The organism is Arcicella sp. GW458-12-2-14-TSB2, from assembly GCF_059423785.1.
In genome coordinates, this window is sequence record NZ_JBWKYN010000162.1 from 1 (window position 1) to 13,896 (window position 13,896).

The 13,896-nt window shown below is 34.2% G+C and carries 12 protein-coding genes; 2 read left to right on the forward strand and 10 right to left on the reverse strand.

The genetic code is table 11. The features are described from left to right. Positions 1–274 precede the first annotated feature (274 nt). The 3 genes from AC07XN_RS19095 to AC07XN_RS19105 all read right to left on the reverse strand — a co-directional run bounded on the left by AC07XN_RS19095 (position 275) and on the right by AC07XN_RS19105 (position 3,315). Entirely contained in the window at positions 275–1,201 is a 927-nt protein-coding gene (locus AC07XN_RS19095) for a S41 family peptidase (protein WP_494744199.1), read from the reverse strand. 384 nt (positions 1,202–1,585) lie between these two features. Further along, the gene (locus tag AC07XN_RS19100; protein WP_494744200.1) at positions 1,586–2,305 is read right to left on the reverse strand and encodes a LytR/AlgR family response regulator transcription factor; all 720 of its coding nucleotides are present in this window, start codon (positions 2,303–2,305) and stop codon (positions 1,586–1,588) included. Continuing rightward, complete coding sequence (locus tag AC07XN_RS19105; RefSeq protein WP_494744201.1) at positions 2,302–3,315, reverse strand: sensor histidine kinase; 1,014 nt, start codon at positions 3,313–3,315, stop codon at positions 2,302–2,304. Before AC07XN_RS19105 ends, AC07XN_RS19100 begins: the two co-directional genes overlap by 4 nt. A gap of 247 nt (positions 3,316–3,562) precedes the next feature. Between AC07XN_RS19105 and AC07XN_RS19110 the strand changes: the two genes are divergently transcribed. Then, positions 3,563–4,270 carry a hypothetical protein gene (locus AC07XN_RS19110; protein WP_494744202.1) on the forward strand — a complete coding sequence of 236 codons (708 nt, stop codon included), beginning with the start codon at positions 3,563–3,565 and terminating at the stop codon, positions 4,268–4,270. A gap of 131 nt (positions 4,271–4,401) precedes the next feature. On the opposite strand, the gene AC07XN_RS19115 is transcribed toward AC07XN_RS19110, so the two are convergent. The 4 genes from AC07XN_RS19115 to AC07XN_RS19130 all read right to left on the reverse strand — a co-directional run bounded on the left by AC07XN_RS19115 (position 4,402) and on the right by AC07XN_RS19130 (position 8,470). Next, the gene (locus tag AC07XN_RS19115) at positions 4,402–5,628 is read right to left on the reverse strand and encodes a hypothetical protein (protein WP_494744203.1); all 1,227 of its coding nucleotides are present in this window, start codon (positions 5,626–5,628) and stop codon (positions 4,402–4,404) included. 398 nt (positions 5,629–6,026) lie between these two features. After that, complete coding sequence (locus AC07XN_RS19120; RefSeq protein ID WP_494744204.1) at positions 6,027–6,584, reverse strand: hypothetical protein; 558 nt, start codon at positions 6,582–6,584, stop codon at positions 6,027–6,029. A 150-nt stretch (positions 6,585–6,734) separates the two neighbouring features. Then, positions 6,735–7,181 carry a hypothetical protein gene (locus AC07XN_RS19125; RefSeq protein ID WP_494744205.1) on the reverse strand — a complete coding sequence of 149 codons (447 nt, stop codon included), beginning with the start codon at positions 7,179–7,181 and terminating at the stop codon, positions 6,735–6,737. Positions 7,182–7,447: 266 nt separating this feature from the next. After that, on the reverse strand, positions 7,448–8,470 hold the full coding sequence (locus AC07XN_RS19130) for an SPASM domain-containing protein (protein WP_494744206.1): 1,023 nt from the start codon (positions 8,468–8,470) through the stop codon (positions 7,448–7,450). A 163-nt stretch (positions 8,471–8,633) separates the two neighbouring features. Between AC07XN_RS19130 and AC07XN_RS19135 the strand changes: the two genes are divergently transcribed. Then, positions 8,634–10,013, forward strand: coding sequence for a Gfo/Idh/MocA family protein (locus AC07XN_RS19135; RefSeq protein WP_494744207.1), 1,380 nt, complete (start codon positions 8,634–8,636; stop codon positions 10,011–10,013). Between the two features lie 532 nt (positions 10,014–10,545). On the opposite strand, the gene AC07XN_RS19140 is transcribed toward AC07XN_RS19135, so the two are convergent. From AC07XN_RS19140 to rpoN, 3 genes are all read right to left on the reverse strand, one after another. Then, a complete protein-coding gene (locus AC07XN_RS19140; RefSeq protein ID WP_494744208.1) occupies positions 10,546–11,325 on the reverse strand; it encodes an enoyl-CoA hydratase/isomerase family protein in 780 nt (259 codons plus the stop codon). A gap of 67 nt (positions 11,326–11,392) precedes the next feature. Beyond that, positions 11,393–12,043: a hypothetical protein gene (locus AC07XN_RS19145; protein WP_309921184.1), complete on the reverse strand. Its 651-nt coding sequence runs from the start codon at positions 12,041–12,043 to the stop codon at positions 11,393–11,395. 101 nt (positions 12,044–12,144) lie between these two features. Then, positions 12,145–13,602, reverse strand: coding sequence for an RNA polymerase factor sigma-54 (rpoN, locus tag AC07XN_RS19150; protein WP_494744209.1), 1,458 nt, complete (start codon positions 13,600–13,602; stop codon positions 12,145–12,147). Positions 13,603–13,896: the final 294 nt, after the last annotated feature.

The window sequence follows — 13,896 nt, forward strand, 5'->3', positions numbered from 1 at the left end:
AAAATATACTCTTTTATTCTTTTGTTTTATCAATAAATTTAAAATCCGTGAGGATGAATATATAGGTTTACATATTGTTTCTCGACCAGAGAAATAATGGTATTTTCCACCCCCCGCTTGTCGTAGTGTTTTTCACTACGTCAATGTTACATGGCAAAAATGCAAAGCTTTTTATGTTTTTCAAGTTGTGTTATCTGTATAATACTAGCCGTTGCCTTCTAAGAATGCCTGACATGTTGACGTAGAGAAATACACTACGCCAAGCGAGGGCAGTTTATTTTTTTTCAAGTAACCACTTTTTATATTCAATTATGGTTTCTGCATTATCTAAAACTTCAACATCAGGAGTTATTTTTCCAATATATTTTTTCATTGTTCTATCTTCACAATAGGCAGTCGCTAAAAAAAGCATTGCTCCGTTTGATAATTGATAATTTTGGTTTGCTGTAGTATAACCACTTGTTCTTTTACCAAATGATTTTGATTTTTTTCTGCCTAATAATGATATTGCTGTCATTTCGCCACTACTTGCAGTTAATGTATCAATTAATATTGCTATCTTATTATTTAAGTTTTTGCATTTATAAGTATTTTTAGAATTGCTTTTCCATTTTATTGCTTTGCCTTTAGTCACGAAATATCCAACAGTGCCATCTTCAATAATTGGGTTTAGCCCTGCTAACATTGGCCACATATTTCCACCTCTATTTTCTCTTAAATCTACAACCCAGCCTTTTATGAGATGTTGTTTATCTAATAATTCGATTTGTTTTCTTAATGTATCGGCATAAATAAAATTTTCTTTCTGATTCATTGATAGATGTGTAGGTAAGAAAAGGTAACCAATTGAATTGTCAATAATTTTTGAGCATGGGTATTTTAAAGTCGTATCGTTTGATACCAATTTTTTTGATTTAGACTTATCATAATAAAATGAATGAAAGTCCCCATACTGACGTAACTTATTTAAAATTGAAGAAAAAATAATTCCACTTGAATCTACGTCATTCAATTGTGCAATTTTCGTTGAAATGTCCTCATTGAATTCTTTCCAATTTATGGAGTCTGTTACTATTGAGTATTTGTTAATGTATGTCAGTATCTCATTTGATACTTTTTTTAATTCCTCTTTATCTTTAATTTGACTAAAAGAATTAAGAGCAAACACAATTACAAAAAATATTGTCAATAGATATTTCATACGATGCATTATTTTTAAAAGTTTTTAAATTCTTGGAGTGTCCGAAATTGCCACCAATGATGGTATTGAACTTAACCTGGGCGGACGGCTAGTCTAGCTTTTACTTCTCAAGGTTCTATCTTTGCAAAAATTACAAACTATTTTTAAGATGGCAAAAAAGAAACACCGTGCTGTTCCATGTCATCAGACTTGGAACGATAAATAATAGCCAGTCTCTGACTGCATCAGGTTTTAGGCTGTTAAGTTCCACTCTTCATCCCTAACGAGGGAATTAATTCCCTCGTTAGGGATGAAGAGTGGAAAAGCCTCGCTACTTTTTATTCGGACATGTGGTCTGGTCGGGAGACCAGCCACGGAAGTAAGGTTAATTAAATGGCTGAAATTTTATAAACTTCTTTTTTTAATCAGTTCCAGAAAACTCTCTCGATATGTATTACTGATAGCGATTACTCGATTGCCGATATATACATGATTATCCGCAATTTTACTTATATGATTTATGTTGATAATGAATGAAAGATGCACCCTGAAAAAATTTGAGGGAAGTTGTTGTTCTAAACTTTTCATTCTACGATATAACAAGACTGGTCGATGGGGTGTAACTAATTTCACATACTCTTTTTCTCCTTCGAAATACAAAATATCGTTAATGGCAATTTTTTCGATAAGCTTTCCAGATTTCACAAAAAAGTATTCTTGGTGAATTTCTTCATCACCCAGTTTCTTCAATAAATCATTATTTTTTATAAATTCATTATTAATCTTTTCAGCACACTTTAAAAATCTTTGCAGGGTTAGCGGCTTCAACATATAGTCAATCGTAGCAAACTCAAAACTCTCCATAGCATGTTCTGCATAGGCAGTTACAAACACAATTTTTATATTTTTGGGCAAAAATTGTGCTAATTCCATACCTGTTAAACCGGGCATATTGATATCTAAAAAAATAACATCTACTTCTTGTTGTTTCAACAATGAAATTACTTCAAGTGCATGATAACATTTTCCTACTAGTTGCCAATTAGTTGCTTGTTGAACATACATTTCAATCAACCCTATGGCAGCAGGTTCATCATCCACAATAAGGCAACGTATGTTTGTCATAATGGTATCACTAAAGTGGCTGTAAAATTACTTATTGTCTTTTTTACAGATAGCTCAAAATTAGATGAGTATATTAATGCTAAGCGACGTTCAAGATTGGACAAACCAGAACCCGATTTTTGTATAACAGAAATGGCTGGTAAACTATTTTGAGTTATGAAAATCAATTGTTGCCCTTCTTGCTTCAAAGATATGATAACTTCATTTTGGGGAGAAGTTTTGTCAATACCGTGTTTGAAAATATTTTCAATAAAAGTAATCAACAGCATGGGGGGAATCATGGTATTTTCGGAGACTGAACGAGTAAATTGTATCGAAGGAGGATAACGCATCCTAATGAGTTCCAAATCAATATAATGGTCGATAAACTGTAATTCTTTACTCAGTAATACTTTTTCTTGGTGACTTTCTTCGGTAAAATACCGCATCATGTCAGATAGCTTTTCGATCAGTTGTGCTGTAAGTGGCGATTCTTTGACGGCCTCGAAGTAAATATTATTCAGCGTATTAAACAAAAAATGAGGTTGTACTCTCGACTGTAATAAATCTAATGCGGCTTTCTGATTTTCCATTTTAAGCATGGTGGCTGTTTGAGAAACCAAACGATAACGCAAAATTAACAGTAGCACAAAGCTAAATAAGAAAATAAACAAGTTACCAATCAACACAGTACTGTATTGTTTAAGTAAAATGGGTTCTGATTTTCCCGAAAAAAAATAGGTATAAACCCATCCAGACACTTGGGCTCGCAAAAATGTAAGCAATACCAGCCAGAGTAAACAAGCCAACGTATAAATGAATATTCCTCGCTTGAAGTATAGCCACGGAATGAATACATATACATTGGAATATACAATTAAAATATAAAAAAATAAAGCTAGTAAAGTAAAAGTCAGTGATTCTGTGAAGCCATCTCTGGATAGGGCACCTAAAAGACTAAGCATAAAAACCAACGACCAACCGATTACGTGCCATACCCAATCGCTATAATGTTTAATACCTATCAACATAGTATAAAAATAAACTAGATATTGCTTTAGAAGATGGTTTTTTCAACCAAAGACATCATTTATTCAACCAAATACTACAAATAGACGATAATAGCATTGGTTAAAATAAAAGCGTAATCGGTTGAATTAGTTTGTTGTCTTTTCTTATCCTAAACAGCTTTGTAAAGTTATTACAATCAATTTCTAATTTTTATTTATTATTATGAAACATATCATATTTTTATTATTGCTCTTATCGTTGAGCAGCATGAAAAGCTTTGGACAAATTGACACTATTACTGCCACCAACAGCAAACTCAATCTCAAGCGATTGCAAGAAGGTAAAGCTACTTACTTGGTTTATTTCACAGACAGTAATTTCGTCCGAAAAGGAGTTGGTGACATTTGGGAAAGAAATACTCATTTTTCGACTCTTAATCATAAACCTGTAGTAGAATTTAGCTGGAAATGGATTAATAAAGATACTGTTATAGCTAATGTGATTAACATCTGTGAAAAAGCAACGATGAAGCCTATTTTTCACAAAGCTAATTATGGGAAAAGAGGTATCATAGCGTATGATTTTGTTGGAAAAGAGATGATAGCATCAGACACTGTAGCAAATAATAAAGTCCTTAAAAACCCAAAAATCACGCTAAATATCCCTATTTTAAACTGGGAGTTAGATTTGGAGACTTATCCTTTACTTCCTATTAAACGAATTGGGCAACAATTTCTGATTTCGTTCATGGATGCCAACAGTCCCATTCCAGCTTATCACTTGTATGAAGTAATAGGGAAAGAAGCCATAGCTGTCAATATTGATACAAAGACAAATTGTTGGATATTAAAGCATACAGATGCTACTCATCCTAATTATTATGCCCTTTTTTATCTTTCTGAAAAAAGTGGTGACGTAATTAAAATGAAAGAATACTTTCAAGGAATGTATCGTTTTAAGGTTAAATTATATTGATGACACACTGATTCAGTGAAAAACATTACGCTAAGCGAGGACTGTTAACCTCCACTCTTCATCCCTAACGAGGGAATTAATTCCCTCGTTAGGGATGAAGATTAGCAAAACATCGCTATCGTGTGTGCATATTAATTATCTTCTAAATCAAAAATTGTTAAATAGGACTCTTTACTAATAGCGAAATGCTGATAGTGCATGTGTTCTCCATCAAATTGCGACTTGCTGTATATCTTGCTCCAATATAATGGGTCTGGATTTTCTTCACTTTCTATTTGTTGCGATATTCTGGATTGTATAAATAGCTTTCCTTCAGCTACAAACCAGCCATTATTAGAATTTGCCTCATAAGATTGTTCCGTTAAATGTGAAATACGTTTATTGACAGTATCAAACTCCATAATCTTGACCATTGCACTATGCCATGAATTGATGAGGAAATAGATTTTGTGTTTCCATTGCAAAGCATTATAAAATCGAGGATAATCTCCAGTGCCTTCGTAATGTCTTAGTCCATTCAGTTCTAAATAGTTTGGATGTTTAAAAATGCTATTATCATACAATACTTTGCCTGTTTGAGCCTCAATTTCTAGAAAGGTGATATTATTAGTTTCACTAAAGTTGTTTTCTGGACCACTCCAACCATAAAACAAATAAACACAGCCAGTTATTTGGTTAAGTATTGAGTATCCTAATTCTATATAATGATTTACTCGCCATAATTCCTCTCCAGTATTTTTATTAAGCCCCAAGATTGTTTTTCCACAAGCACAAACCAGAATATTATCAATATCTCCAATAAAATTATATAAATTGTCGATGCCTAATTCTTTAAAACTGCGTTCCCAAAGGGTTTCACCTATGAGAAAGTAAAGTGCAATTATATGTTTGTTATTTCCTTTAATGTCTCTACTTCCTAATAAAAATGAAATATTATTTTTATTAGGAAGTTCAAAACCTAACCCATTAATTACAAGTTCATTTATCCATAATACGGTTTTACTTTCTAAACTATAAACTCCAGATTTTAAAATATTATCTTCTAAAGTTGAAAACACTCCATATCCGTATTTAGGAGAAACAATCCACCTGAAATGCGGAATTTGATTACTTAATAAGAATAGCTCATTGGTCTTTAAATCGAATAATAACCCTTTCCCATCTAGTATATATTCATCATAAAAATCACTTTCATTCAGGTTTAACCCTGTTAAATCCTTTGTCCAAACAGGTTGCAATGTTATAGTATCTAATTTTGTCCAAAGATTTCCATTATGTTTTTCAAGAAAGAATACACTTCTTTTATTACGTTGAAATATTCTTAATTCATCTTTGTGTAATGTCTTGTTGAGTATCATAAATCACTATAAATTTTAATGAAACTATATAAACTACTATTTGCTACATTTACAATATTATTGATAAAGAAATTTTTGCGAGAATCATCGTTAGTAAAAAGTGGACTTTTATTATCTTGACCAGCTCGTTCAAGACTATGTCTTGGGCGTTTGTTTTAATTCAGATTGAAACTGAATTAAAGTTTAGCACAAGTAACGCTTTGCTTGATACTTGTGCTAGTTGGGGGAGTATTTGTTGCCTTTATCGGCAAAAGCACCAAGGCTTTGTACCAACCAAAACAGCAATAACAAATAACGCGAGCGTAGAAGTAGCATCATTAGTTTTATGTTTTAAGAGTCTTTTGTTGTTATAATTTGAGAATAACAATGATTCCCTGTTAAGTCTTAATAAATTTATACTATTCTTCAAAGATTATTTCGGGTATTTTTAATGTGGGTAAGTACTCTTCTATTACAATGTCTTTTATCATTTCTTGTGTTAAAGCGAATTGAATATGCATACTATTATTTATAGTTATTCCATAGAATCCATATTCATCTATTTGGGGTTTTGCCTTAATTTTAACTAAAGCTTCCTTCACTAAACTTCTAAAGTCAGATATTTTCATTTCTTCCAGAAACTTTTTTTTCTCCTCTAAAATTTCAATAAACTCCTCATTGCTAATGATTATATGTATGTTGCACAAATAATCGTAAATAGTTGTTTCTTTTTTCTCTATAGTTAATACTATTCTATTACTGAAAGAGTCTATATATTCATCAAGTTCTCCTGCTAATATCTGTCTTATTTTGTCTAATATTTCAACTATTGACTTTATGCTAATGGTTTTCGTATTTAATTCGGATAATGTATTTTCTTGATTATTTATTTCAATGCTTTGCTCAAACAATAAATAACAATAAATACTTCCATCGAAATAAATCATAAATCCTTTTTTGTATTTTATTTTATTCATTTCATTTAACCTCTGGGAAATTGGAGTTAATTTTTGTTCTATAATTATTTAAATCAGTAGGGGTTATATACATTCTTATATTGAACGTTCCATCCCTCGCTTAGCGTAGTGTTACTACACTATGCCAAGCGAGGGTTAAGCAGAGGTTCATCAAAAATCATTATCAATACTTTGCATATCTATCTTCTCTTTAAAAGATAGGTTTTCTGGCAATTTAAAACCATCTACAAAATAGCGTTCCTCCCAAATATCACTTATCTCGTTGTTAGGGATAAAAGCTTCATACCAACCTCCATCATTTATAGGATTAGCCTTTAATAATTCAATACTTGGACTCCCCATCCTTGTCCAAACCCTAAGATTATTACCAATTATTTCTTTAAGAATTAATTCATATCCTTTGAAGCTGACTTTAACTATAGTGCTATATGCAGAAGAGATATCTCTAATAAGCAAAATTTTACTTGAATATTTACTTTCATTCAAAGAAATAAAATGATAGAAGGTATTTGGAGTCTCTCCGTGTGAATATTCACCTAGTTTATATTCTTTCTCAAGATAAACATAACGTATTAGTGATGGACGTAATTTAATCATTATGGAGTAATAAAAAATTTAACTGGTTATTATATTCCTATCAATTTTTCGTTACCTGATAAATCTACTTGATACATTTCCCTCGCTTGGGGTAGTAGTGCCACAGAACGAACTTACAAAAATGAAAGCTGATTTGAATTTTTGTTAATAAAACTATTACACCGTGTTCTGTGGCATACATAACACGGTTTCAGGACTGACTGGTCAGGAGACCAGCCAGGGTTGGAAAAACCGAAAGCCGAAGACCAAAAACCGAAAGCCACTACCTACGCCCAAACCTGCGTACCTTCCGTACAATTCTTACACATTTCAATTTCTGAACGAGAGCGAATCAACGTTTGTCTAAACTGCTGATATGATTTCCCATGCCATAGTTCAGTAAAAGTCTGGGTTTTCATATCGCCTAAACGGTGGTGTGCATCTTTATCAAAGCAACAAGGTACTACTAACCCGTCCCAAGTAATTACGCACGAATGCCACATTTTCCAGCAATGATTAATCAATTCATTTTTAATACTATAGCTTCCGTCGCTTTGCTTTTTATAGCGTGCATATTTGTCGATTGTCGGAATCAGGTCAGAACCATTTTCATAATCATAAATCTGGGCAGTTTTTAAACCTACTTCATCCACACCTAACTCTTTAGCCAATTGCTTTACTTCATCAATTTGGTGTTCGTTAGGCCGTACAACCAAAAACTGAAAAACAATGTGAGGTGTACTAGACTTTAGCTCCTTTTTCCACTTAACAATATGCTTAGTTCCTTCTATTACCTTCGATAACTTCCCTCCTACTCGGTATTGCTCATAAGTTTCTTGGCTAGTGCCATCAATTGAAATAATCAATCTATCCAAACCTGACTCTACTGTTTTTTTTGCATTGGCATCTGTTAAATAATGCGCATTGGTCGAGGTGGCAGTATAAACTCCTTTTTTAGCCGCATAACCCACTAAATCCAAAAATTGTGGATGTAGGTATGGTTCGCCTTGAAAATAAAAGATTAAATAAAGTAACGTACTTTCTAGTTCGTCAAGGGTTCTTTTGAATAAATCGCCCTCAAGCATTCCTGTGGGTCTAGTAAAAGAACGCAGTCCACTTGGGCATTCGGGACAACGCAAGTTGCAAGAAGTAGTAGGTTCAAAAGAAATACTAATGGGCATTCCCCATTGCGTTGGTCTTCCCAAAAGTTTAGAATTATAAAAACTAGTAGCCACTTTTAACCCATTCCAAATGCGCTTTGGGGTAAGTTTCGAGAGTAGGTTTAGTCCATCTTTAAGGTTTCCGTTCATCTTGTCTGTTGTACAAAGTATTATGCAAGATACCGCCAAATGGCTGAAATGCCAAATTAAGGTATCAGGACAAAGTAACACACGTTTGTCCAAATAAAGTAGTAATTTATTTAACGAAATTCCCCGCTTAAAAATATACTACCAATCAAACATCCAATTTAATATGTCACATTCAAGAAGAGATTTTATTAGAAAAATCAGTGGAAGCTCAGTGCTGCTCATCGGCGGTACTGCCCTTGGTGATGCTTACGGCAAAACCTTTACCTTAGAATCAAATGCTAAAATCAGTGCGAATGATACCGTCAGAATCGCATTGTTTGGCTCTGGTATTATTGGGCATTATGATACTGATACAGCCTTGAAAGTGCCTGGCGTAGAACTAGTGGCTGTTTGTGACTTGTACACTGGACGATTGGAAAGGGCCAAAGAAAAGTGGGGAAAAGATATTTTTACGACCAAAGATTACCGCGAAATCCTGAATAGAAAAGACATAGATGCCGTACTAGTTTGTACATCCGACCATTGGCATGATAAAATCTCCATTGATGCGATGAATGCAGGCAAACATGTTTACTGCGAAAAACCAATGGTCCACCATATTGAAGAAGGGAAGGCAGTAATTGAGGCACAGAAAAAAACGGGGAAAGTTTTTCAAGTAGGTTCACAGGTAGCAAGTAGCACTGTTACCGCGGAAGCTAAAAAAATCTATGAGTCGGGCATTATTGGCGAATTGGTATATGTAGAAGCTACTAACGACCGTACTTCTGCCAATGGCGCATGGCAATATACCATTCCAACGGATGCTTCTACCCAAACAGTTGATTGGGGTACTTATGTGGGCGATGCTCCTAAAATGCCTTTTGATGCCAAAAGGTTTTTCCGTTGGAGAAACTACAAAGATTATGGAACGGGTGTAGCTGGAGACTTATTTGTGCATTTGTTAACCAATTTGCATACAATTACGGGCTCTACGGGACCGAATAAAATATTTGCCTTGGGCGACTTGAACCTTTGGAAAGATGGTAGAGATGCCTATGATATTGTAACGGCTTTGATGAATTATCCTGCTACGAGTACCAATCCTTCGTTTCAGTTTTTTACCCGAGTAAACCTTGCTGATGGTGGTAGTGGAGGTTCTCCTACGCGTTTAATAGGTACGGAAGGGGTTATTGAATTATCGTGGAGTGGTATGAAAGTGAAAAACTTTAAAAGACCTAAAGCACCCGAAATTGGTGGATACGATTCGCTATTTACTTTTTCGCAAGCAGAACAAGAAGAATCTAAAAAAGCCTACAAAGCCCTATATACTGACGAAGATACTAAATGGCAATATGGCAAAGAGATTACCTTTAAGGCTGTAGATGGATATGATTCAAGACTTGATCATTTTATTAATTTCTTCGAATCTGTTCGAACAGGGAAAGCAGTCTGGGAAGATGCTACTTTTGGATTAAGAGCGGCTGCGCCTGCCTTGGCTTGTAATAAAAGTGCTGAGATAGGAAAACCCGTCATTTGGAATCCAGAAACAATGAAATTGGGTTAAAATAAATTTCCTTTATCCCTAGCGAGGGACTTAAGTTCCTCGCTAAGGATAAAGGGTAAATTAACCAACATTATTCTTTAAAGACTCTCAATATACTTAAAGTATATTTTCGCATTAAATCAAAAAAAATCTGCATTTAACTTGTTTTTAATGAAAATGTTTCACATCTTGTACTAGAATTAATATGTCTTCAAAACATTTCATCAAATGGGTTGTTGATAAGCGTCGAATCGTATTCTCTGGAATACACTTCTTCATAGTAGGGTATAAACTTTAGGGTTTATTATTTATTGTCTTTTTGGCAAAATCAATGTATTAGCCTATTGGCATTGAGTTGCATGCTTAATATCTAAGTTGATTATAAATAAAAATTGACGAATTTCTTCGTCAACTAATGATAGATTTTGGGCGAATTTTTAATTTGGCTGATTACGTATAGTATAGTTTTTTTACAGATTTTTTATGGGTTAGGGTTATTGAAAAAGTCGTTGGTCATGCTAACGACTTTTTTTTATTATTATCATTTTCTCGCTTAAAAACCTTTAAAAACTGGCTTCCTTTTTTGTAAAAATGCAGTCACCCCCTCCTCAAAATCTTTTGTTTGTCCAGCCAAATCTTGATGGATAGCTTCTAATTCAAGCATTTCTTCTAAGCTAGAAAATGATGATTGATTCAATACTTTTTTGATTAAACCTATCGCCTTCGTGGCTGAATTGGCATATTGTTTTGCCATTTTAAGTACTGCTGAGTCTAGGTCAGCTTTCGGTACTACTGAATTGACCAATCCTAATTCAAAGCATTCTTGTGCCTCCACTACCCTGCCTGTCGAACACAATTCAAAGGCTTTTTGTGATCCAACCAATTTTGGTAAAAAGAACGACGAACCTGCATCAATAATCAACCCTATATTCACAAAAATTTGAGACATCTTGGCATTATCAGCCGCAATGATGATATCACAAGCCAACGCCAACGAACAGCCTGCTCCTACAGCCGTACCATTTAGGCGACAAATTACGGGTTTGGGTAAATTGCGAATCGCTAAAATCATAGGATTATAGTTTTTCCGAAGGGAATCTCCCAAGCTCGTTGCATTACTCATGCCACTTTTCAAATCTGCACCTGCACAGAAAGCATTTTCACCTGCACCCGTCAATACCACAACACGTACAGATTCGTCAGTATGTACTGCTTCAAAGGCTTGGGTAATTTCTCGAATGAGGGCTGTATTAAGGGCGTTATAAACCGCTGGTCGATTGAGTGTAATGGTGCAAACACCATCCTGAATATGATAGATAAGATGCTGATACATGAGAGTTGTTTTTTGATTTACCAACTCTAATTTGAAGCTTTTTTATTTATTATGCAAGCATAACATTTTAAATAAAGAAGATGACTACCGATAAACTAACAGTAATCCCCAAAATGGTTCCTGCTAAAATCTGAGCGGGCGTATGAGCATTCAGGTATAACCTTGCCGACATTAGAAAACCTGCTACCACAATGGCAATCAGTACTGGATAGAATAATGCAACCGTACCAAATTTAATGGCAATACCCATCAAAGCTCCTACGGTGCCACTGATGCCTACTGCATGGGCTGATATTTTCCAGTAAAGACTAATAAAAGCTACGGCTGAAATAGAAAAAGCGATACTGGTAAGAATAAGCGATACTTCGGGAAACTGATGCAATTTGAAGGTAAAAAACACTGCTACGAACGTATAAATAGCTACCGTAACCAAATAAGGCACTCGCCTATCCGACAGGGTTTCCATTTTTAAATCACTGATGATTTTGAACCGATATAGTGCATAAATACTAAACACCGGCAATACAAAAGTTTGTAAAAATATGAGCAACAAAAGTCCCAATTTCAAACTCATCATGCCTACTCTTGAAGTGCCATTAAATAATTCAAGATTATGAATTGATTCTGGTGCAATATAAAACAGAACAGCAAAAATAATTGTCGGCATAGCTAATGGATGCAACAATGCTGATAATATTTGGGCAAAACGTGTATTCAAGTGGTTTTTGTTTATTTATGATTTTATGAGCTATGAGCTATGAGCTATGAGTATTTTTTCTTTTACTTAAGCTCAATGCTTATCGCTCACAGCTCATCTCTTTATAATTGCTTCCTAAGCCTAGCCACAGGTATATTTAATTGTTCTCTGTATTTGGCAACGGTTCTTCGGGCTATGTTATAGCCTTTTTCATTCAAGAATTTCTCTAGTTTATCATCTGAAAGTGGGTTCTTTTTAGATTCGTTATCAATTAATTCCTTCAAGATATTTTTCACTTCACGACTAGATACATCTTCGCCAGAATCTGTTGAAATACCCTCTGAAAAAAAGTATTTTAAAGGATATAATCCAAACTCTGTTTGAATAGACTTACTGCTTGCTACTCTGGAAACGGTAGAAATATCCATGTCAATCTGCGTAGCAATGTCTTTCAAAATCATGGGTTTTAATTTTGTCTCATCGCCCGTCATAAAAAACTCATTCTGATAGTCCAAAATAGCCTTCATTGTTCTTAACAACGTATTTTGTCTTTGTTTGATGGCATCAATAAACCATTTGGCAGAATCTAGTTTTTGTTTGATAAAAGTAACTGTTTCCTTGATGGCCCTGTTATTTTTATCACTTTTCTCATAAGTATCCAACATCTCATGGAATGAATGGCTAACCCTCAATTCAGGGGCATTCTTAGAATTTAGATACAATTCTAATTTACCATTGGTATTCGTCAGGATATAATCAGGAAGCAAGTATTGAATTACACCACCATCTTCTTCGGCAGCCCCAGGTTTGGGATTCAGCTTGGTAATCAGTTTGATGGTTTGTTTCAGCGCATCGTCACTGATATCTAAGCGTTTCTGAATCTTGTCATAGTGCTTCTTTGAAAATTCGTCAAAGCTATCCTCTATAATTCTGATGGCGTCTTGCACAAAAGGTTCGTGAATATCTTTTCGGTCTAGCTGTAATAAAAGACATTCTTGTAAATCTCGTGCACCAATACCAGCGGGGTCGAAGGTTTGAATTTGTTTTAACACTACTTCAATATCTTCAATGGTCGTATAAACTCCTTGGGTAAAAGCCAAATCGTTAACGATAGCCTGTAGGGGTCGACGAATATATCCGTCTGATTCAATAGAGCCTATCAATTGTCGCCCTATTATTTCTTGATGTTCGTCTAACCTCAAATAGCCCAATTGTGAAAGTAAATGATCGTTCAGGTTGGACAACATGGCTATCGGCATATCCTTATCATCATCATCCGAATTACCATCTCCCTGCATCTTATAGCCATTATAATCATCACTCAGGTACGACTCTACATCAATGTCTCTATCATCATATTCTTTAAATTCTTCATCCGCATAATCGTCAAAATCGTCGTCGTACTCATCGGCTTCTTTTACTTCTACTTCTGCACCTTCTTCCAAAGCAGGGTTAATTTCTAACTCCTCCTCAATCCGAGCGGATAATTCAAAAGTAGGTATCTGCAACAGTTTGATAAACTGGATTTGTTGTGGAGATAGCCTTTGTTGGAGACTTTGATTAAGACTTAATTTTTGCATAAAGTATTAAAATGCGATTTAGAAACCGTAAAACGATCAAGGCAAAATGGTTAATGAAAATTAGAATTGACAGCCTTATCAACTATCTTGCCAAATTTATTGAATTTAATTACACCTTGTTTATTATTTTCAATTTATTTCCAGTAAAAATTTGTAAAATATTAATAATCAAAAACTAAGCATCTTCAATATTTATTCCTTAAAGTTAATAAACGTATCTTTTTCATGAAATTTAACTAATCAGACAATCAAGTAACGATTTAGTATTTTAACGTTCAATGATAAAATTTAATG

What these genes read in the sequence shown, in the direction of transcription:
- AC07XN_RS19095 (WP_494744199.1), bottom strand. Translation starts at nt 1,201, where the DNA reads ATGAAATATCTATTGACAATATTTTTTGTAATTGTGTTTGCTCTTAAT.
- AC07XN_RS19100 (WP_494744200.1), bottom strand. Translation starts at nt 2,305, where the DNA reads ATGACAAACATACGTTGCCTTATTGTGGATGATGAACCTGCTGCCATA.
- AC07XN_RS19105 (WP_494744201.1), bottom strand. Translation starts at nt 3,315, where the DNA reads ATGTTGATAGGTATTAAACATTATAGCGATTGGGTATGGCACGTAATC.
- AC07XN_RS19110 (WP_494744202.1), top strand. Translation starts at nt 3,563, where the DNA reads ATGAAAAGCTTTGGACAAATTGACACTATTACTGCCACCAACAGCAAA.
- AC07XN_RS19115 (WP_494744203.1), bottom strand. Translation starts at nt 5,628, where the DNA reads ATGATACTCAACAAGACATTACACAAAGATGAATTAAGAATATTTCAA.
- AC07XN_RS19120 (WP_494744204.1), bottom strand. Translation starts at nt 6,584, where the DNA reads ATGAATAAAATAAAATACAAAAAAGGATTTATGATTTATTTCGATGGA.
- AC07XN_RS19125 (WP_494744205.1), bottom strand. Translation starts at nt 7,181, where the DNA reads ATGATTAAATTACGTCCATCACTAATACGTTATGTTTATCTTGAGAAA.
- AC07XN_RS19130 (WP_494744206.1), bottom strand. Translation starts at nt 8,470, where the DNA reads ATGAACGGAAACCTTAAAGATGGACTAAACCTACTCTCGAAACTTACC.
- AC07XN_RS19135 (WP_494744207.1), top strand. Translation starts at nt 8,634, where the DNA reads ATGTCACATTCAAGAAGAGATTTTATTAGAAAAATCAGTGGAAGCTCA.
- AC07XN_RS19140 (WP_494744208.1), bottom strand. Translation starts at nt 11,325, where the DNA reads ATGTATCAGCATCTTATCTATCATATTCAGGATGGTGTTTGCACCATT.
- rpoN (WP_494744209.1), bottom strand. Translation starts at nt 13,602, where the DNA reads ATGCAAAAATTAAGTCTTAATCAAAGTCTCCAACAAAGGCTATCTCCA.